The organism is Acidovorax facilis, from assembly GCF_050626955.1.
GTDB lineage: Bacteria > Pseudomonadota > Gammaproteobacteria > Burkholderiales > Burkholderiaceae_C > Acidovorax > Acidovorax facilis.
This window is the reverse complement of sequence record NZ_CP192460.1, coordinates 5,171,488-5,188,932: the sequence shown is the minus strand read 5'-3', so window position 1 is coordinate 5,188,932 and position 17,445 is coordinate 5,171,488. Positions and strand designations below refer to the sequence as shown.

The window sequence follows — 17,445 nt, the reverse complement described above, 5'->3', positions numbered from 1 at the left end:
CAGGCGAATCGCCGCCCCCCGGGCACCGTGGCATCCACCGGCACCCCGCCGCGCGTGACGCGAAGGCGGTGCTGCAAACCCTGCTCAGTAACCGTGCTGCGCGCGAAAATCCCGCGCCTTGCCAAAGTGCCCGTTGCCAATAAAAGGGACAGGCGGGCGCAGTGCCGACAGGGGCGAGGGGTGGTTGGACGTGAGCACCAGGTGCCCGCGGTCAGCGGGAATCCACGCGCGCTTTCCCTGGGCGTGCGAGCCCCAGAGCATGAACACCACCGGACGCGGGCCCTCGGCCACATGGCGGATGACGGTGTCGGTCAGTTCCTCCCAGCCCTTGCCTGCATGGCTGGCGGCCTGGCCCTCTTCCACCGTGAGGCAGGTGTTGAGCAGCAGCACACCGTTCTTCGCCCACTTGACCAGGCTGCCGCCGGGGTTCGGGAACGGGGGGAAGGCCACCCCCAGGTCGCGCTGCATTTCCTTGAAGATATTCTGCAGCGAGGGCGGCAGGCGCACGCCCGGCGCCACCGAAAACGCCAACCCCTCGGCCTGGCCCCGGCCGTGGTACGGGTCCTGCCCCAGGATGACCACGCGCACGTCCTCAGGCGGCGTCAGCTCCAGCGCGCGCAGCGGCTGGGGCGGAAAGATCGCCGCACCCGCCTGCAGCCGCGCCTGCAAGAACGCGAGCAACGCCTGCCCGCGTGCGCCAGCAAAAAAGGCGTCCGCCAACGGCTGCCAGCCGGGCGCCACGGGCCAGTCGGCGGGGTTGGCGCTTTGGAGTTGGGCCGGGGTCTGGGGAGTTGAATTCATGGTCAAAATAGGCTCTAGCGCTTTACCATCAAGCGCAAGCAGCTATTAAAACAGGAGTTTTCACCCTCTCTCACCCAAAGAGCTTGGCCAGGGCCAGGCCCGGATCGTCCGCCCGCATGAAGGCTTCGCCCACCAAGAAGGCGTGCACACCTGCGTCGCGCATGGCCTTCACATCGGCAGGCTTCAAGATGCCCGACTCGGTGACGAGAAGCCGGTCCGCAGGCACGTCCTTGAGCATGGAGAGCGTGGTGTCCAGCGTGACCTCGAATGTGCGCAGGTTGCGGTTGTTGATGCCGACCAGCGGAGTCTTGAGCTTCAGAGCCCGCTCCAGTTCGGGCCGGTCATGCACCTCCACCAGCACCGCCATGTCCAGGCTGCGGGCAATGGCCTCGAAGTCGGCCATCTGGGCGTCGTCCAGGCTGGCCGCAATCAGCAGGATGGCGTCGGCGCCCATGGCGCGCGATTCGTAGATCTGGTACGCATCCACCATGAAATCCTTGCGCAGCACAGGAAGCAACGTGCTGGCGCGGGCTTGTTTCAGGTAGTCGGGCTGGCCCTGAAAGAACTGCCGGTCGGTCAGTACCGACAGGCAGGCCGCGCTCACCTTGCCATCGCCTTCCATATAGCTCTGGGCAATGTCAGCGGGCTCGAAGTCGGCGCGCAGCACCCCCTTGCTGGGGCTGGCCTTCTTGATCTCGGCAATCACCGCCGCCTGGCCCTTGGCGATCTTGGCGCGCAGCGCGCCTTCAAAGTCGCGCGTGAGCACACGGCTCTCGGCGTCGGCGCGCATGGCTTCAAAGGACAGGCGCTTTTTTGCTGCCGCTACTTCTTCGTGCTTGACGGCGACGATTTTGTTGAGGATGTCACTGCTCATGGTGCGCGGCCTTTGGGTTGTCGGTTTCGGTGTCGTCGGACTCAGGGGAGCCCTGTTTCAGAATTTTGGTGAACACGCGGTGCATCACAAACCCGGCCACGATGAAAAGGGCAGAGATGCCCAGTGCAATCCAGGTGCCAGGGTCGCGCCACATGGCCGTGTCAGGCCGCCGTGGCCAGCGCGTGCGTGCGCGTGACCACCTGCTCCAGCTTGGCCAGCGCGGCGCCCGACGCAATCACGGCCCGGGCCTTGGCCAAGCCTGCGGGCACCGAATCGACCACATTGGCGGCATACAGTGCCACGCCTGCGTTCAGACACACGATGTCTTGCGCGGCGCCAGGCTCACCCTTGAGCACGCCGATCAGCATCTCCCGCGACTGCTCGGGCGTCTCAACCTTGAGCGCGCGATTGCTCGCCATCGGCAGGCCAAAGTCCTCAGGGTGGATTTCGTACTCGGTGATCTGGCCGTTTTTCAACTCACCCACCAAAGTGGCAGCGCCCAAGCTGACTTCGTCCATGCCATCACGGCCGTACACCACCAGCGCGTGCTCGGCGCCCAGGCGCTGCAGCGCGCGCACCTGGATGCCGACGAGGTCGGGGTGGAACACGCCCATCAGGATGTTGGGCGCACCGGCCGGGTTGGTCAGCGGGCCCAGGATGTTGAAGATGGTGCGCACGCCCAGTTCCTTGCGCACCGGGGCCACGTTCTTCATGGCGGGGTGGTGGTTGGGCGCGAACATGAAGCCGATTCCGACTTCAGCGATGCACTGGGCGATCTGCTCGGGTTTGAGGTTGATGTGGATGCCCAGGGCCTCCATCACATCGGCGCTGCCGCTTTTGCTGGACACTCCGCGCCCGCCATGTTTGCTGACCTTGGCGCCCGCTGCGGCGGCCACGAACATCGAGCAGGTGGAGATGTTGAAGGTGTTGGCACCGTCGCCGCCCGTGCCCACGATGTCCACCATGTGGGTCGCGTCCTTGACGTGCACCTTGGTACTGAACTCGCGCATCACCTGCGCGGCGGCGGTGATCTCGCCAATGGTTTCCTTCTTCACGCGCAGGCCGGTGATGATGGCTGCGGTCATGACGGGCGACAGCTCGCCATTCATGATGAGGCGCATCAGATGCAGCATTTCGTCATGGAAGATTTCGCGGTGCTCGATGGTGCGCTGCAGCGCTTCCTGGGGAGTGATGGGCATGACGGTGTCTCCTGGGGTGGCGGTCAGGCCGCCGGTTGATCAGTAAAGGCCAGCTTGAGTCCGAAGCCGATGAACATGGCGCCCGCCACGCGGTCCAGCCAGTGCATGCCGCGCTGGATGGCTGTGGCACGGCGCGCCATCCACGAAGCGGCCAGCGCCCAGCCCACATTGACGGGGATGGCGTTCACGTTGAACAGCACGCCCAGCAGCACAAAGGCCAGCGCCTTGTTGTCGGAGCCCGGCGCGATGAACTGCGGCACAAAGGCCAGGAAGAAGATGGCGACCTTGGGGTTGAGCACATTGGTCCAGAAGCCCCCCAGGAACACCTTGCGAAGCGGCGTGTGCGGCGCAGGGGCCGCCTGAGCCGCCGCCAGCGCTGCACTGTTGCCCGCGTCAGCACCGGGCTTGGACAGCAGCATACGCACGCCCATCCACATCAGGTAGGCCGCGCCGATCCACTTGAGCACCGTGAACGCCGTGGCCGACGTGGCCAGCAGCGCGCCCACGCCCACGGCGGCCGCAAAGATGTGCACAAAACACCCGGCCGTGATGCCCAGCCCCGCCACGATGCCAGCGCGTGTGCCGGAACGCAGCGCGTTGGTAACGATGTAGAGCACATCGGGCCCGGGCGTGAGGTTGAGCAGCCAGCCGGCCGCGATGAACATGAGCAGTTGATGAAGTTCGGGCATGGGTGTGTCTACCAGCGTCGGTCAGGTTCCAGGCGGTGCAGGAAGGTCGTCAGCGAATCGCGCGGAGGCTGCACCGCATGCGCGGCCAGGATGCGCCCCGCCGCCCCCCGGTGGTACGTGCCATGCACGACGAGGTGGTTCAGTATCTCGCTGCGCGACATGCGCCCGGTGTCGCCGTCGGTGAAGCGGAACGCCACGGGCTCGGCCAGTTGCGCATCATCCAGCCCGCCCACGTACTGCATATACCAGTCGTCCGACGCGCGCACGGCATCGCTCAGGGTGGCCAGCTCCGGCGTTGCATCGGTGTTGGTGGCCTGATAGGTGGTCTGGGGCAGGCCCTGCAGGTGGCTGGCAAAGATGCGGTCCACCACATAGGTGTGGTTCAGGATGCGCACAAACAGACGGTAGTCGTCGGCAGGCAGCGCGCCTTGCGATGCCGCGCCCAGTGCCAGCAGTTCCTGGTTGGCCCAACGCTTGTACTGAAAGAGCTGGGCCAGGCCCTGAGAGGCCGTCATGCGCGCTGCTCCAGAAAGTTCTTGAGCATGGCGTGGCCGTGTTCGGTGAGGATGCTTTCGGGGTGGAACTGCACGCCTTCGATCGGCAATGTCTTGTGGCGCACGCCCATGATCTCGCCATCCTCCGTCCAGGCCGTCACCTCCAGCACCTCGGGGCAGGTGGCGCGCTCGATGGCCAGCGAGTGGTAGCGGTTGACCGTGAACTTCTCCGGCAACCCCGCGAACACGCCCTTTTGTGTGGTGGTGATGACGCTGGTCTTGCCGTGCATCAGCTCCTGCGCGCGGACGATGGTGCCGCCGAACGCCGCACCGATGCTCTGGTGGCCCAGGCACACGCCCAGGATGGGCAGCTTGCCCGCAAAGTGCTGGATCGCGGCGACCGAGATGCCGGCCTCGGCGGGCGAGCACGGGCCGGGCGAGATGACCAGGCGGTCGAGCTGCCCGGCGGCGAGGCGCGCCTCGATCTCGGCCACGGTGATCTCGTCGTTACGAAACACCTCGACCTCGGCACCCAGTTCACCAAAGTACTGGACGATGTTGTAGGTGAAGCTGTCGTAGTTATCGACCATCAAGAGTTTCATGCGGCGCTCCCGGCAGTGGCGGGCTCGCGCAGGCGGGCGAACTCGCGGTGTTCATAGGCAATGCAGGCTTCCATGAGGCTGCGGTAGATGGCTTCGATCACGTCGGCATCGCCACCTTCGGCCTGTGCGCGCTCGCGCACGCGGTCCACGATGGCCTGGATGCGGGCTTCGTCGCGCACCTGTTCCACGCCTTGCTTGATGCGGGCGGCCTGGGTCATGTAGCCCACGCGCTCCACCAGCAGGGGCACCAGCACGTCGTCCAGCGCGTTCACTTCGCGGCGCACGTCCTGCATGGTGGTGCAGGCCTTCACTTTGGCGATGGCCTTGGGGTCACGGATCGTCATTCCAGGCCCTCCTCAACCAGTTCGGCGGCGCGCAGCAGAGCGCGGGCCTTGTGCTCGGTCTCTTTCCATTCCAGCTCGGGCACCGAATCGGCCACCACACCGGCAGCCGCCTGCACGTAGAGCGTGCCGTTTTTGATGATGCCAGTGCGGATCGCAATGGCCACGTCCATGTCGCCCGCGTAGCTGAGGTAGCCGCAGGCGCCGCCATACAGGCCGCGCTTGGTGGGTTCGAGCTGGTCGATGAGTTCCATGGCGTGCACCTTGGGCGCGCCGGTGAGCGTACCGGCCGGGAAGGTCGCCTTGAGCACATCCATGCTGGTCATGCCATCGTGCAGGATGCCCTCCACGTTGCTCACGATGTGCATTACGTGGCTGTAGCGCTCCACCGCAAAGGCTTCGGTCACCTTCACGGTGCCGGTCTTGGCGATGCGGCCGATGTCGTTGCGCGCCAGGTCGATCAGCATCACGTGTTCGGCGCGTTCCTTGGGATCGTTGATGAGCTCGACCTCGGTGGCCTTGTCCTTCTCGGGCGTGGCGCCACGCGGGCGGGTGCCCGCCAGGGGGCGGATGGTGACTTTGGTGCCCTCGTCGGTCTTCTCCTGGCGCACCAGGATCTCGGGGCTGGCACCCACCACATGGAAGTCGCCAAAGTCGTAGAAGTACATGTACGGCGACGGGTTCAGCGAACGCAGCGCGCGGTACAGGCTCAGCGGGCTTTCGGTGTAGCGCTTGTGGATGCGCTGGCCCACCTGCACCTGCATGAAGTCGCCCGCAGCAATCAGCTCCTTGGCGCGGTGCACTGCGGCCAGGTAGTCGGCCTTGGCAAAGTCGCGCTGAGCGGGGTGGCTTTCGGTGGCCTTGACCACGGGGGCACTCACCGAATACTTGAGCTGCTCTTTCAGCTCACGCAGGCGCTTCTTGGCGCGGGTGTAGGCCTCAGGCTGGGCAGGGTCGGCGTAGACGATGAGGTAGAGCTTGCCCGAAAGGTTGTCGATGACCGCCAGTTCTTCGCACTGCAGCAACAGGATGTCGGGGCACCCCAGGGTGTCGGGCGGGCAGGTGGTCTCCAGCTTCTTTTCGATGTAGCGCACCGCGTCGTAGCCAAAGTAGCCCGCTAGGCCGCCACAAAAGCGCGGCAGGCCGGGGCGCAGCGCCACCTTGAACCGCTTTTGGTATGCCTCAATGAAGTCGAGCGGATTGCCCTGGGCGGTTTCGACCACCTGGCCGTCCGTCACGACCTCGGTTTTGGCCTGCGCCCCAAAGCCGCTGGCCCGCAGCAGGGTGCGGGCGGGCAGGCCAATGAAGCTGTAGCGCCCGAAGCGCTCGCCGCCCACCACGGATTCGAGCAGGAAGCTGTGCTTGCCGCCGTCCTTGGTGTGCGCCAGCTTCAGGTAGAGCGAGAGGGGGGTTTCCAGGTCCGCAAAGGCCTCGACCATGAGCGGAATGCGGTTGTAGCCTTCGCTGGCCAGGCTTTTGAATTCAAGTTCTGTGATCACGGGGAGGGCTCCCAGCTGTCGCAGCGCGTGTCCCTGTCAATGAAAAAGGGGCGCTGCGGTCCATTCAATCGGCCTCACCGCATCGGGGTGGAGGCCACGGGTGCACGCTGGGGCTGCTGCCCAGGTGCCATCAGGCGTTCAAAGCGACAGGCTGACGCCAGGGCCAGGCTCCCCGGTCGCTGCAACCTGTGATGAACACGTGGTGAATGAACATGGGCCAAAGTGTAGCAAAGCTTTTTTCAGGGCCTGAGTTGACGACTCTCAAGGCGAGATCGCACAACCACTCGAAAACCCTGTTGCGGCCCGGCAGGAGCACTGCAACAATTTGAAACGAACGACCGTTCTTTTTTAGGAGTTGCGCATGAAGTTTCTCCAGCGATGTGCCGCAGCAGCCGTGGCCTGCCTGTTGGCGGCCGGTGCTATTGCCCAGCCCATCACCGTGGCCGACGTCAAGTATGAAGAGACGAGCAGCCTGAGTGGCAGCAGCCTTCAGCTCAATGGCGCAGGGGTTCGCTACAAGGCCGTGTTTAAGGTGTACACCGCAGGCCTGTACCTTGAAAAGAAGGCCTCGACTCCCGCTGAAATCATGGCCCTGAAGGGCCCCAAGCGCATGAGCATCACCATGCTGCGCGAGATCGACTCCACCGAGCTGGGCAAGCTGTTCTCGCGCGGCATGGAGGACAACATGGACCGCGCAGCGTTCTCCAAGCTCATCCCGGGCGTGCTGCGCATGAGCCAGATCTTCTCGGACCACAAGAAGCTGCAGGCGGGCGACCAGTTCATGATCGACTGGATACCAGGTACCGGCACGGTGATCACGGTCAAGGGCAAGCCCCAGGGCGAGCCTTTCAAGGAGCCGGAGTTCTTCAACGCGCTGCTGGGCATCTGGCTGGGCAATGTGCCCGCCGACTGGAAGCTCAAGGACGCCCTTCTGGGCAAGCCTGCGTAACCCCCCTGGGACAAACCCCGAGGCACTTCCGCCCGGGGCTGTCCCGCGCCCGACAGACGCGCTCCCTACTCGGGAGTAGCCTTTGGACCAACGAGCACACCCGCCCCTCACTGATGAAACAACGGCCTCTTGCTGCGCGCACCCCGCAGTCACTGATGCCACGGCCTGAACCGAGATTTTCGCGCTACCCGCGCCCCGCAACGAGCCGTCTGTAACGCCCCCAATTTTCTGCCCCCAGATACCTTTTTGCGCCAGACCCCACCATGAAACTCAGCAACCTTTCCGTCGGCCTGCGCCTGGGCGCGTCGTTCGGTGCCATCCTGCTCATCACCGCGTTGATTGCCGCCACCGGCATGTGGCGCATCGCGAGCCTGCAAGGCGCCAGCGAACGCGTGGCCACCCAGGAGATCGAGCAGCAGACCCTGGTGGAGAACTGGGCGTCAGACATCCGCCTGAACTGGGTGCGCACCGAGGCCTTCCTCAAGGCCATTGACCGCGACTACATGGAAAAGCTCACGGCCGACACGCAGGCCACAGCCAAAGGCATCGAGGGCAAGGTCCAGCGCATCGAAGGCCTGGTACAGGGAGACAAGAACCGTGCGCAACTGGCCACCATTGCCGCCGCCAGCAAGGCCTACAACGACAAACTCGCCGAGATCCGCGAACTGCACCGTGGCGGCGAGCCCAATGTGCCCACGCTGGTGGACAAGGACTTGCGCCCTCTGGCGGACAAGTACCTCCAATCCCTCGACGACCTGCGCACTGCCATGGCCGCGCAGCTGGCCGACAGCCAGGGCGACACCAGCACGCTGGCCAAGGCCAGCCAGGTGTTGCTGGGCGTGGGCACACTGATAGCCGTGGCACTGGGGGCACTATTGGCCTTCACCGTCACACGCTCCATCGTGCAACCTGTGCAGCGGGGCAAGCAGGCGGCGGAGAGCATTGCCGATGGCGACCTGACCCACCCCATCGAAGCCAGCGGCAATGACGAAACCGGCCAACTGCTGCAGGCGCTGGCCACCATGCAATCGCGCCTGGCCACCATCGTCGGCAATGTGCGCCACAACGCAGAAGGCGTGGCCACCGCCAGCGTCGAAATTGCTTCCGGCAACAATGACCTCTCGGCACGCACGGAACAGCAAGCCTCAGCCTTGCAGCAGACCGCCGCATCCATGGAAGAACTTGGCTCCACGGTGCGCCAGAACGCCGACAACGCGCGCACGGCCAATCAGCTCGCCATGAGCGCATCCACCGTGGCCCAACAGGGAGGCGATGTGGTGGCCGAAGTGGTCGAGACCATGAAGGGCATCAACGACAGCAGCCGCAAGATCGCCGACATCATCAGCGTCATCGACGGCATCGCCTTCCAGACCAACATCCTGGCCCTGAATGCTGCCGTGGAGGCTGCGCGCGCGGGCGAACAGGGGCGCGGCTTTGCCGTGGTGGCCGGGGAAGTGCGCAGCCTCGCTGGACGCAGCGCTGAAGCCGCCAAGGAGATCAAGGGCCTGATCGGCACCAGCGTGGAGCGCGTGGAGCGCGGCACAGCCCTGGTGGACAAGGCCGGCGCCACCATGAGCGAAGTGGTTGCATCGATCCGCCGCGTGACGGAGATCATGGGCGAGATCAGCGCAGCCAGCAGCGAACAGAGTCAGGGTGTCTCGCAGGTGGGCGAAGCCATCACGCAGATGGACCAGGCCACGCAGCAGAACGCGGCCCTGGTAGAGCAAAGCGCAGCAGCGGCCGACAGCCTCAAGACACAGGCGGGGCAGCTGGTGGATGCGGTGGCGGTCTTCCGCCTCTCAGCCAACGCCACCCGCCACGGCGATGCAACGCCCACCCCCGTGCGCGGCAGCAGCATCAGCGCATCGCGGCTCGACTACCGCGCCGTGGCGCCACGCCAGTTACCCGCCTGAGATCGGCTCAGGTCAGCTGCGCCAGCGAATCCACAAAACCGTCGGCATCCACGGCCCGAACGGGCGCGCCGTGGTTGTAGCCGTAGGTGACCAGCACCACGGGGCACCCGGCAGCGCGGGCAGCCTGCGCGTCGTTGCTGGAATCGCCCAGCATCAGCGTGCGCGCGGGGGCAGTGCCCAGCGCTTCGCAGGTCTTGAGGAGGGGCAGAGGATCGGGCTTCTTGCGCTCGAAGGCGTCACCGCCAAACACTTTCTCGAAATACCCATCGAGGCCCTTGGACTTCAGAAGCGGCAGCGCAAAGTCCGTGGGTTTGTTGGTCAGGCAGGCCAGGCGCAGCCCCCGGGCACGCAGCGCCTTCAGACCGTCCTCTACACCCCGGTAAACCCCTGCAAACTGGCCGTTGATGTCCAGGTAGTGGCGCTGGTAGCTGGCCCAGGCCGCAGGATAGTACGCTTCGATTTTTATAGCATCTTGCGCAATACCATCAAGCGCTAGCACGTTTTTTAGCACTGATCGCAGCAAATGCTCCGAGCCTTTGCCCACCATGTGTTCGATGTGCAGGGCCTCGATGGCCGGCAGGGCCAGCTCACGGAGCATGCGATTGATCGCCTCGTTGAAATCCCCCATGGTGTCCACCATGGTGCCGTCCAGGTCCACGATGACGGCATCTACACGGGACAGCAGAGAAGACAACATGGGGTCGGCGGCGTGGGACATAAGGCAGAAAGACGGAAGAGGAAAAAGTTGCCCAAGTTTAAGGAACCGATGAAGCCTTCTTCCTCCCGCCCACCCTGCATTCAGCGCAAGCTCAGCGTCTGCCGCTTCCACGCAGGGTCTTGCCAACGCTGGAACAAAGGCAGCGCTGCTACATCGCCCGTGACCCGCTCAGTGGTCAGGCCGTCCAACCGCACCACCTCAAAGCTCTTGCGGTAGCGCCCCTGGCCGCGCGCCTCGCGTGCCACCAGCATCTGCTGGCCGCCAGGCACCCATCCGGCCCACTCGGCCACGCCGGTTTCTGGCGTGGTGGCCGCTGGCGGCAGCACATCGGCGAGCCAGCCGCCTTCGGTCTTGCGCAGCACCCACAGCTCGCGCCAGCCTTCCAGGGGTTGCACGGCCAAGGCGACCGCCGTGCCTTCGCGGTTGGTGCTGGCCGACGCAGACCAGACCACGCCATAGGTGCAACGGCGCAGCAGCGGGGCCTGGGCCGTGTGCTGGGCATCCACCAGCAGCACACAGGTTTCACCGGGAGCGCCGGGCTCGGTCACCAGGGTCGGGCGGGCTGCTTTGGACGGGGCCGCTGGCGCGGTAGTGGGCACCAGTGCCCAGCGCACCGCACTCACCCGCATGGCCGCATCGTTGTAGGCGCTTTGGTCCTCGTCGGGCAGGTCGGCCTTGCTCACGCCGGCGAACTCGGTCAGCGCGCGCGCAGCAGCGGCAGCCACCGCTGGATCTGCAACATTCTTGCGCGCCTGCTCGAAAGCCGTGGCGCCCCACACGCTGGCGCGGCGCATCTGCACGCGGTTGCGCAGGTAGGGCGGCAAGCCGGCAACGTCCACACGCTCGAGCACATCGACCTGCCAGGCGTGCACCTTGGCGCGTTCGTGGGCTGGCAGGTCGGGGTTGATGCACTCTGGCCGCGTCAGCGCCAGGGCGGCGCGGGCGCGCTGGGCGGCATCGGCCACCGGCATGGCCAGCACGCGGCGAAAGGCTTCGCCTTCATAGCAAACCTGCATGCGGCCCTCCACCTCGTAAGTGGCAAAGCGCACGCCGTAGCCATTGGCCACATCCAGGTGGGCCGACAGCGTGGCCCCCGAGGCCTTGCCCGGCACGGCCACCGAGGCGCGACGTGCAAGCCGGTCGGCGAACGTGCCCAGCGCATCAAAAGCCTGCGCGCCCTCGACACCCGCCAGCAGCTGGCCGGGAGCCGCCTGCAGGTACGCGGCGGTGAGGCCAATCCCCAGCGCCTCAGCACCCGGCGTGTCTTGCATGAAACGCAGCACAGCCAGCAACGCGGGGCCTTCGGCCTCGGTCAGTGCCACGCGGCGCACATCGCTGGCGCGGATGAAACCGCCGCGCTCACGCTTGTGGTCCCACACCTGCAGGTAATCCAGGCGCTCGCCGCGCACCTCCAGCACCTCGCCCTGCCACAGGCTGGCCTGCTGCTGGGCGCCATCGCGCGGCGCGGCACGCAGGCTGGCCTGGTCCTGCACCACGATGGCACGGCCCAGGGCATTGGCCGAAGCAGGAGGCACGGCGGCAGAGGCCACCGTGACTGCAGCGCTGGCGACCGCCGCGACGAAGGTCAAGGTCGTGAGATTCATGTTCATTGCTCCGTAGCCTGGGGGGTGGAGGCGTCGTCGGCCACGCCCGCAGCCTGTACAACACCGGCTTGCGCATTGCGGTTGCCGCCCAGCAGCGCCGCGCCGATGAAATCACCGTTGGTCGGAGGCGGCGCGATGATGACCTGGATCTTGTCGGAGAGCTTGTCGGCCAGCGTCTTTTGGATGAGCAGCGGATGTTTGGTGACCAGCGCTCCTTCGCGCGCCATCTGCTCGGCGTTCACCTTGCCAATGCGGTCCATGCGGTAGGCCTCGGCCTCAGCCAGCTTCTGGCGGGCATCCGCCTCGCCGTTGGCTTCGATGCGGCGGGCCTGGGCGCTGCCCTCGGCGGCCTTGATGCGGGATACCTTTTCGGCCTCGGCCTCCAGCTGGCGCTGCTCGATCTGGCGCTGCTTGAAGGGCAGCACATGTTTCATCGCCTCTTCCTGGGCGCGGGCGGCGATCACCTGCTCGCGGGCCGCAGCTTCAGCAGCCACCTCGCGGCGCACCTTGTCGGCATTGGCGTCGAGTTCGGTCTCCTTCACACGCTTGTCTTTCAGCTCCAGCGTGTAGCGCATCTTCTCGGAAGCCAGTTCCTCGGCCAGCAGGCTGTCCATGCCGCGGCGGTACTCGGCGGGCAGGTCCACCTTGCCGATCTGCACGTGGCGCAGCAGCACGCCATCGGCGGCCAGGCGCGTGCGCAGTTCGGTCTCGATGATTTGTGCGATCTCGGCACGCTTGGACGAGAAAATTTCACGCACGGTGTAGCGGGCAAACACCTTGTAGACCAACCCCTGCACGGCAGGTGCCACGATGTCGGCGTCCACATCATCGGGCAGGCGGCCAGCCTTGACGGTTTCGGAGGACGGATCGAGTGCGTAGCGCACGCTCAGGTCAAGCCCGAACGACAGTCCTTCCACCGATTGCAAGGGTGCGCTGCCATTGGCCTGGCGCATGGCTTCAGGGCGGTAGCTCTGGTCCCGCAGAGAGAAGATGCGCACGCTGTGCAGGCCCGGAACCACCCACATGCTGCCATCACGCCACTGGCTCACCGAACCGGTGAACTGGTTCATGCGGACCGCCAGCTCCCCCTGGCCCAGCTGCTGCACCGGCGGGTGGCGAAGCACAAGGCCCCCTGCACCGACCACCACGGCACCGGCCACCATCCAGCGCACCGTGCTGGCCGTGGGCAGCAGGTACGCCCAGTGGATGCGCCCAGCGTCCACGTCTGCGGATGCTGGCATGGCAGCTTCCGTCTGCGAAGGTGCCGCGTCTTGCGGCCATTCGCCGCTGGCGTCCAGCGGGCGGGGGGCGGCATCGCGGCCACGCAGGGCTTGTACGATGCGGTTCCAGGCGGTTTTCATGGTGTTTCTCTCTCTCGGTAGGGTGTGATTTGTTGTCTGCTTCTGAGCGGCCTCACCGGGCTGCTCATTGGGGACTGATTCTTCGGTTTCACCCCGGAAGCAACAACACATCGCGCGCCCCAAAGCCCTCACAACCACCGCACAAACCCTCCGGGCCCGGAAGAAACCTTCACACCGGGCAAGCAAGGCGCCCCGGATAATCGACGCACCCTTACTCCGCGCCCCGCCCATGACCCGCATTGCCGTGATCGAAGACGACCTGCCCACCAGCAACCAGCTGGCGGGCTGGATTGCCAGTGCGAAGAGCGGCATCGTGATTGACCAGTGGTTCACGCGCGACGACGCCGAAGCCGCCCTGGCGCGCGAGCACTACGACGCCGTGGTCCTTGACATCGAACTGGGCCGTGAGCGCCATGCGGGCGTGGCGCTCATCAACGCCATCAACAAGCGCCGCCAGGGCACACCGGTGCTGGTGGTGTCGGCCATGCCTGCGGCCATCTACCGCAGCATCATGAAGGCGCTGGACGCGTGGGACTACCTGCAAAAGACCACGTTCGAGGAGGCCGACTTCATCGAGACCTTTCTCGACATCCTGCGCACCACGCAGGCACAGACTCCGACCCGCGCAGCACCCGCCCCGGTGGGCGATGCGCTGGTGCTGGACCCGCTGTGGCAGCGCTCCCCCACCTGGCGCGGCGAGCGCATCAACCTGCCGCTGACGGCCCAGCGCATCCTGGCCACGCTGCACCAGCGCAGTGGCGAGGTGGTGTCGTACGACGAACTTTTTGAGGTGGTGAAAAGCGGGCGCAACCGCGACAACGTGCGCAAGCACGTCAGCACCATCCGCGAGGCCCTGCGCGAGGTGGACCCCGCCTTCGAAGGCATCGAGAACGTACCCATGCGCGGCTTTCGCTGGACAGGCAAGTGATGCGTCTGCTCCGCCACCCCGCGCTGGAAATGCCCCGCCTGGGCCTGCCCGCCTTCCGGTTGCGGATTCTGGTGCGCAGCGTGTTTGTGCTACTGGCACTGGCCACCGTCGCGCTGAGCGTGGTGCTGCTCAAGGAAGAAAAGGAGCGTGGCTGGCAGAGCTACCAGCACGGCTTCGCGCGCAGCCAGTCCGAGGTCATGGCCCGTCTGCGCCACCCCTCTGGGCAGCTGGCCTTGCTCAATGCGGGCAACCGTGGCGCCGCCCCCGCGCCGCTGGCGCCCCTGCTGCTGCCCTATGCGGCGCTAGATTTCGACGACCAAAACAAGGCCCAACAGGCCGTGGAAATGGCGGGCTGCGCGGTGCAGTACCCCGACGGTTCGTCGGTCTGCGCGGCCATCGGCAACAACCCCTATGCCGGGGGCTTCATCTACCTGGTGGGCAGCTTCTACGCGGGCGAGCTGGTGCCCCGCGAACGTGGCGCACTGGATGTGCAGGCCGTGCACCGCGCCCGCATCACGCTGGACATGCGCGGCGCTACCTACCGCTGGGTGGCGCCTTTTGAAGCACTGCCACCCCAGGGCACGATCAGCACCCGGGGCCGCCTGACAGGATTCGTGGACAGCGGAGAAGAGTCCCTGGATGCCCGGGCGCGGCCAGTGCGAGATTTTCGCGGCTGGCTCTGGCAGAACGGCCAGTGCCGGGATCTGGCGGGCGCCGTGCCCGATTGCCTGCGCCGCACCTTCTACTCCATCCGCCTGCCGGTGGAGCTGTTCCGCGAAGCGCTGTTTGACAAGCAGCGCCTGGTCTGGCCGCCACAGGATCTTGGCAACATGCGCGTGCGGGTGGAAATGCTGGCGCCTGGCACGGGCGCGGCGCTGTTCGACAGCAATGCCCCCGGTGCCCAGGCTGCGGCTTCGCTGGCGGAGGTGGCGCGCACCCTGCTGCCCGGCGAACAGGTGCAGATCCGCAAGCTGGGCACGAGCGACAGCGAAGCGATCACGCTCAAGGGTTCCGAAGTGCAGGCAGACCCGTCGGCGCCCTGGCTGCTACGCCTTATCAGCTGGCTGCCGCTGGAGTGGCAAGCCGCTGGCGATCATCAGGCGCAGCCGGTACCGGCCGGCCTCGACATTCTGGACACCCCGGCGGGCAACTATGCCGTCACCTTTACCAGCAACCTGCGCGGCGTGGAGCAGGGCCTTGCCGCCGTGGCCACCCGCATGTCGTGGTACCTGGGCGCCATGCTCGCGGCCATCGCGCTGGCCTGGCTGGTGGTGGAGGTGGGCCTCATCCGCCGCGTGACCGCCCTCACCCGCCGCGCGGCAGCGGTTTCGTACAACGTGCAGGACGGGCACATCGGCCCCCGCCTGGGCGACCTGGACGTGTCGGACCTGCGCGGGTCGGACGAGCTGGGTATTCTGGCTGGCGGCCTGGCCGACCTGCTCCAGCGTGTGAAGGACGATATCCAGCGCGAACAGTTGCGCGCCCAGCAGGAGCGCGACATGTGGCATGCCGTGGGGCACGAGATCATGTCCCCTTTGCAATCGCTCATGGTGCTGCACGGCAGCGCCGACGACCCGGGCCACCGCTACATCCAGCGCATGCAGCAGGCCGTGCATGTGCTGTATGGCACGGCCTCCCCCGCGGAGGCGTTGCAGGCGGCCGACGTGCCGCAAGGTCGACTGGACCTGGATGCCTTCCTGCACCACGTGGCCAACAACGCGCACTTTGCAGGCATCGACAACGTGGTCTATGAAGGAGGGGCGGGCCCGGTCATCGTTCGGGCGGACGAATTTGCATTGGAAGACGTGGTGACCCATATCCTGCGTAATGCCGACCGCTACCGCCCGCCGGGCACGCACATCACGCTGACGCTGGCGGCCTCCGAGTCGACTGCCAGCGCCACGCTGCGCAACCAGGGTGTCACCATTGCCGAGGATCTGCTGGGGCGCATCTTTGAGCTGGGGGTGTCCGACCCCAGCCTTCCAATGCCCGACGGCGAGAGCGGGCACCGGGGCCAGGGCCTGTTCGTGGCCAAGACCTACATGGCCAAGATGGGTGGCACGATCAACGCGCGCAATACGGCCGACGGCGTGGCCTTCGTGCTGACCTTTCAGCGCCTGGGCTGACCCGGCCCGAAACGCGCGCCCCGCGCACGGCAGGGGGCGGCACTGTCCGACAGGGGCGCGCCGCAGGGGGGCCTACCCTGCAGGCATACGTTCAGACCACCGTCTGCGATTGCCCCAGGAGCCCTTTCATGAACCGCATTCCCTTTGCCACCCCCCTCTTCACCGCCGCCTTGCTGCTGGCATGCGCGGGTGTATCCGCACAAACGCCGCCTCAGGATGCGCGGGCACGCTATGAGCAGGAGCGGGAAAAGTGCATGACCAACAACACCCAGGACAGTCTGGCCACCTGCCTGCGCGAGGCCAACAACGCGCTGGATGCTTCGCGCAAGGGCGATCTGAGCAACCCTGGAGCCGCCGCAAACGACAACGCCACACAGCGTTGTGCTGCGTTCCAGACGGCTGCCGACCAGGCTGATTGCATGCGCCGTGTGCAAAGCAGCCCGGCGAGTGGCTCGGTGTCCGGCGGCGGCGTGTTGCGTGAATCGACCACCACGACGATCACCGTCCCTGCGCAACAATAACCGAGCTCCAGGAAGGCGTGGTCTGTGAAAACGGCCACCGCGCAAAGTCTGCGCAGCGGCTCAGGAGATCACCCCAGTTCTGCGCGCATCGCGTCGATGACGCCTTGGTAGTCGGGCTTGCCAAAGATGGCGCTGCCCGCCACAAAGGTGTCAGCACCCGCATCGGCCACGCGGCGGATGTTGTCGGTCTTGATGCCGCCATCCACTTCCAGGCGGATGTCCTTGCCCGAGGCGTCGATGCGCTTGCGCACAGCTTCGATCTTGCGCAGGGCCGAGTCGATGAAGCTCTGGCCGCCAAAGCCAGGGTTCACGCTCATGATGAGAATGAGGTCGATGTCGTCGATTACCCAGTCCAGCATATCCAGCGGCTCGGCCGGATTGAACACCAGGCCGGGCTTGACGCCCTTGGAACGGATGGCCTGGATGCTGCGGTGCACATGGCCCGAGGCATCGGGGTGAAAGCTGATGTAGTCCGCACCCGCGTCGGCAAACGCGGCGGCCAGGGCGTCCACCGGCTGGATCATCAGGTGCACATCGATCGGTACGGCCACACCGGCGGCGGTCTTGGCATGGGGCTTGAGCGCCTGGCACACCATGGGGCCGAAGGTGAGGTTGGGCACGTAATGGTTGTCCATCACGTCGAAGTGGATCCAGTCTGCGCCAGCGGCAATGACATTGCGCACCTCTTCACCCAAGCGGGCGAAGTCGGCGGAGAGGATGGAGGGGGCGATTCGGAATGTGCGGCTCATCCCCCGATTGTCGCAAAGCGCAGCAGGTCTGGGGTTTTACCCCATGGACATGCACTTTTTACGAATCTCCACGGTTA

Annotated in this window: 18 protein-coding genes; 5 read left to right on the top strand and 13 right to left on the bottom strand. The window is 65.9% G+C overall.

What is annotated here, in order from left to right; all coding sequences use genetic code 11:
* Positions 1–84: 84 nt before the first annotated feature.
* From ACQ4MJ_RS23800 to trpE, 9 genes are all read right to left on the bottom strand, one after another.
* The gene (locus ACQ4MJ_RS23800; RefSeq protein ID WP_121421410.1) at positions 85–801 is read right to left on the bottom strand and encodes a uracil-DNA glycosylase; all 717 of its coding nucleotides are present in this window, start codon (positions 799–801) and stop codon (positions 85–87) included.
* Between the two features lie 70 nt (positions 802–871).
* Positions 872–1,675, bottom strand: a complete 804-nt coding sequence (trpC, locus tag ACQ4MJ_RS23795) for an indole-3-glycerol phosphate synthase TrpC (protein ID WP_056065300.1) — start codon at positions 1,673–1,675, stop codon at positions 872–874.
* Complete coding sequence (locus tag ACQ4MJ_RS23790) at positions 1,665–1,829, bottom strand: hypothetical protein (protein WP_176887327.1); 165 nt, start codon at positions 1,827–1,829, stop codon at positions 1,665–1,667. Before ACQ4MJ_RS23790 ends, trpC begins: the two co-directional genes overlap by 11 nt.
* 7 nt (positions 1,830–1,836) lie before the next feature.
* Positions 1,837–2,874: an anthranilate phosphoribosyltransferase gene (trpD, locus tag ACQ4MJ_RS23785; protein ID WP_055395612.1), complete on the bottom strand. Its 1,038-nt coding sequence runs from the start codon at positions 2,872–2,874 to the stop codon at positions 1,837–1,839.
* A gap of 23 nt (positions 2,875–2,897) precedes the next feature.
* Positions 2,898–3,563, bottom strand: a complete 666-nt coding sequence (locus tag ACQ4MJ_RS23780; protein ID WP_431151029.1) for a LysE family translocator — start codon at positions 3,561–3,563, stop codon at positions 2,898–2,900.
* Between the two features lie 8 nt (positions 3,564–3,571).
* On the bottom strand, positions 3,572–4,078 hold the full coding sequence (locus tag ACQ4MJ_RS23775; protein ID WP_431151031.1) for a DinB family protein: 507 nt from the start codon (positions 4,076–4,078) through the stop codon (positions 3,572–3,574).
* Complete coding sequence (locus tag ACQ4MJ_RS23770) at positions 4,075–4,659, bottom strand: anthranilate synthase component II (protein WP_431151032.1); 585 nt, start codon at positions 4,657–4,659, stop codon at positions 4,075–4,077. Before ACQ4MJ_RS23770 ends, ACQ4MJ_RS23775 begins: the two co-directional genes overlap by 4 nt.
* A complete protein-coding gene (locus ACQ4MJ_RS23765; RefSeq protein ID WP_431151034.1) occupies positions 4,656–5,003 on the bottom strand; it encodes a chorismate mutase in 348 nt (115 codons plus the stop codon). Before ACQ4MJ_RS23765 ends, ACQ4MJ_RS23770 begins: the two co-directional genes overlap by 4 nt.
* Positions 5,000–6,499: an anthranilate synthase component I gene (gene trpE / locus ACQ4MJ_RS23760; protein ID WP_431151036.1), complete on the bottom strand. Its 1,500-nt coding sequence runs from the start codon at positions 6,497–6,499 to the stop codon at positions 5,000–5,002. The genes ACQ4MJ_RS23765 and trpE overlap by 4 nt, the downstream gene beginning before the upstream one ends.
* A 361-nt stretch (positions 6,500–6,860) precedes the next feature.
* Here trpE and ACQ4MJ_RS23755 point away from each other — a divergent pair, with 361 nt between their 5' ends.
* Positions 6,861–7,448, top strand: a complete 588-nt coding sequence (locus ACQ4MJ_RS23755) for a chalcone isomerase family protein (RefSeq protein ID WP_055395601.1) — start codon at positions 6,861–6,863, stop codon at positions 7,446–7,448.
* Positions 7,449–7,711: 263 nt separating this feature from the next.
* The gene (locus tag ACQ4MJ_RS23750) at positions 7,712–9,361 is read left to right on the top strand and encodes a methyl-accepting chemotaxis protein (protein ID WP_431151038.1); all 1,650 of its coding nucleotides are present in this window, start codon (positions 7,712–7,714) and stop codon (positions 9,359–9,361) included.
* 7 nt (positions 9,362–9,368) lie between these two features.
* On the opposite strand, the gene gph is transcribed toward ACQ4MJ_RS23750, so the two are convergent.
* The 3 genes from gph to ACQ4MJ_RS23735 form a co-directional block, all read right to left on the bottom strand.
* On the bottom strand, positions 9,369–10,079 hold the full coding sequence (gph, locus tag ACQ4MJ_RS23745) for a phosphoglycolate phosphatase (RefSeq protein ID WP_431173682.1): 711 nt from the start codon (positions 10,077–10,079) through the stop codon (positions 9,369–9,371).
* An 80-nt stretch (positions 10,080–10,159) separates the two neighbouring features.
* Positions 10,160–11,683 carry a hypothetical protein gene (locus ACQ4MJ_RS23740; RefSeq protein WP_431151041.1) on the bottom strand — a complete coding sequence of 508 codons (1,524 nt, stop codon included), beginning with the start codon at positions 11,681–11,683 and terminating at the stop codon, positions 10,160–10,162.
* 2 nt (positions 11,684–11,685) lie between these two features.
* Positions 11,686–13,044, bottom strand: coding sequence for an SPFH domain-containing protein (locus ACQ4MJ_RS23735; RefSeq protein WP_431151043.1), 1,359 nt, complete (start codon positions 13,042–13,044; stop codon positions 11,686–11,688).
* Positions 13,045–13,273: 229 nt separating this feature from the next.
* Between ACQ4MJ_RS23735 and ACQ4MJ_RS23730 the strand changes: the two genes are divergently transcribed.
* From ACQ4MJ_RS23730 to ACQ4MJ_RS23720, 3 genes are all read left to right on the top strand, one after another.
* Positions 13,274–13,972, top strand: a complete 699-nt coding sequence (locus ACQ4MJ_RS23730) for a response regulator transcription factor (protein ID WP_431151044.1) — start codon at positions 13,274–13,276, stop codon at positions 13,970–13,972.
* Positions 13,972–16,098, top strand: a complete 2,127-nt coding sequence (locus tag ACQ4MJ_RS23725) for a sensor histidine kinase (protein ID WP_431151045.1) — start codon at positions 13,972–13,974, stop codon at positions 16,096–16,098. The genes ACQ4MJ_RS23730 and ACQ4MJ_RS23725 overlap by 1 nt, the downstream gene beginning before the upstream one ends.
* A 128-nt stretch (positions 16,099–16,226) precedes the next feature.
* Complete coding sequence (locus tag ACQ4MJ_RS23720) at positions 16,227–16,619, top strand: hypothetical protein (RefSeq protein WP_218301452.1); 393 nt, start codon at positions 16,227–16,229, stop codon at positions 16,617–16,619.
* Between the two features lie 68 nt (positions 16,620–16,687).
* On the opposite strand, the gene rpe is transcribed toward ACQ4MJ_RS23720, so the two are convergent.
* Positions 16,688–17,368, bottom strand: coding sequence for a ribulose-phosphate 3-epimerase (gene rpe / locus ACQ4MJ_RS23715; RefSeq protein WP_431151046.1), 681 nt, complete (start codon positions 17,366–17,368; stop codon positions 16,688–16,690).
* Positions 17,369–17,445 lie beyond the last annotated feature (77 nt).

Bases quoted from the DNA above. Each gene is read 5' to 3' on its own strand.
- ACQ4MJ_RS23800 (WP_121421410.1), bottom strand. From the start codon at position 801: ATGAATTCAACTCCCCAGACCCCGGCCCAACTCCAAAGCGCCAACCCC.
- trpC (WP_056065300.1), bottom strand. From the start codon at position 1,675: ATGAGCAGTGACATCCTCAACAAAATCGTCGCCGTCAAGCACGAAGAA.
- ACQ4MJ_RS23790 (WP_176887327.1), bottom strand. From the start codon at position 1,829: ATGTGGCGCGACCCTGGCACCTGGATTGCACTGGGCATCTCTGCCCTT.
- trpD (WP_055395612.1), bottom strand. From the start codon at position 2,874: ATGCCCATCACTCCCCAGGAAGCGCTGCAGCGCACCATCGAGCACCGC.
- ACQ4MJ_RS23780 (WP_431151029.1), bottom strand. From the start codon at position 3,563: ATGCCCGAACTTCATCAACTGCTCATGTTCATCGCGGCCGGCTGGCTG.
- ACQ4MJ_RS23775 (WP_431151031.1), bottom strand. From the start codon at position 4,078: ATGACGGCCTCTCAGGGCCTGGCCCAGCTCTTTCAGTACAAGCGTTGG.
- ACQ4MJ_RS23770 (WP_431151032.1), bottom strand. From the start codon at position 4,659: ATGAAACTCTTGATGGTCGATAACTACGACAGCTTCACCTACAACATC.
- ACQ4MJ_RS23765 (WP_431151034.1), bottom strand. From the start codon at position 5,003: ATGACGATCCGTGACCCCAAGGCCATCGCCAAAGTGAAGGCCTGCACC.
- ACQ4MJ_RS23755 (WP_055395601.1), top strand. From the start codon at position 6,861: ATGAAGTTTCTCCAGCGATGTGCCGCAGCAGCCGTGGCCTGCCTGTTG.
- ACQ4MJ_RS23750 (WP_431151038.1), top strand. From the start codon at position 7,712: ATGAAACTCAGCAACCTTTCCGTCGGCCTGCGCCTGGGCGCGTCGTTC.
- gph (WP_431173682.1), bottom strand. From the start codon at position 10,079: ATGTCCCACGCCGCCGACCCCATGTTGTCTTCTCTGCTGTCCCGTGTA.
- ACQ4MJ_RS23740 (WP_431151041.1), bottom strand. From the start codon at position 11,683: ATGAATCTCACGACCTTGACCTTCGTCGCGGCGGTCGCCAGCGCTGCA.
- ACQ4MJ_RS23735 (WP_431151043.1), bottom strand. From the start codon at position 13,044: ATGAAAACCGCCTGGAACCGCATCGTACAAGCCCTGCGTGGCCGCGAT.
- ACQ4MJ_RS23730 (WP_431151044.1), top strand. From the start codon at position 13,274: ATGACCCGCATTGCCGTGATCGAAGACGACCTGCCCACCAGCAACCAG.
- ACQ4MJ_RS23725 (WP_431151045.1), top strand. From the start codon at position 13,972: ATGCGTCTGCTCCGCCACCCCGCGCTGGAAATGCCCCGCCTGGGCCTG.
- ACQ4MJ_RS23720 (WP_218301452.1), top strand. From the start codon at position 16,227: ATGAACCGCATTCCCTTTGCCACCCCCCTCTTCACCGCCGCCTTGCTG.
- rpe (WP_431151046.1), bottom strand. From the start codon at position 17,368: ATGAGCCGCACATTCCGAATCGCCCCCTCCATCCTCTCCGCCGACTTC.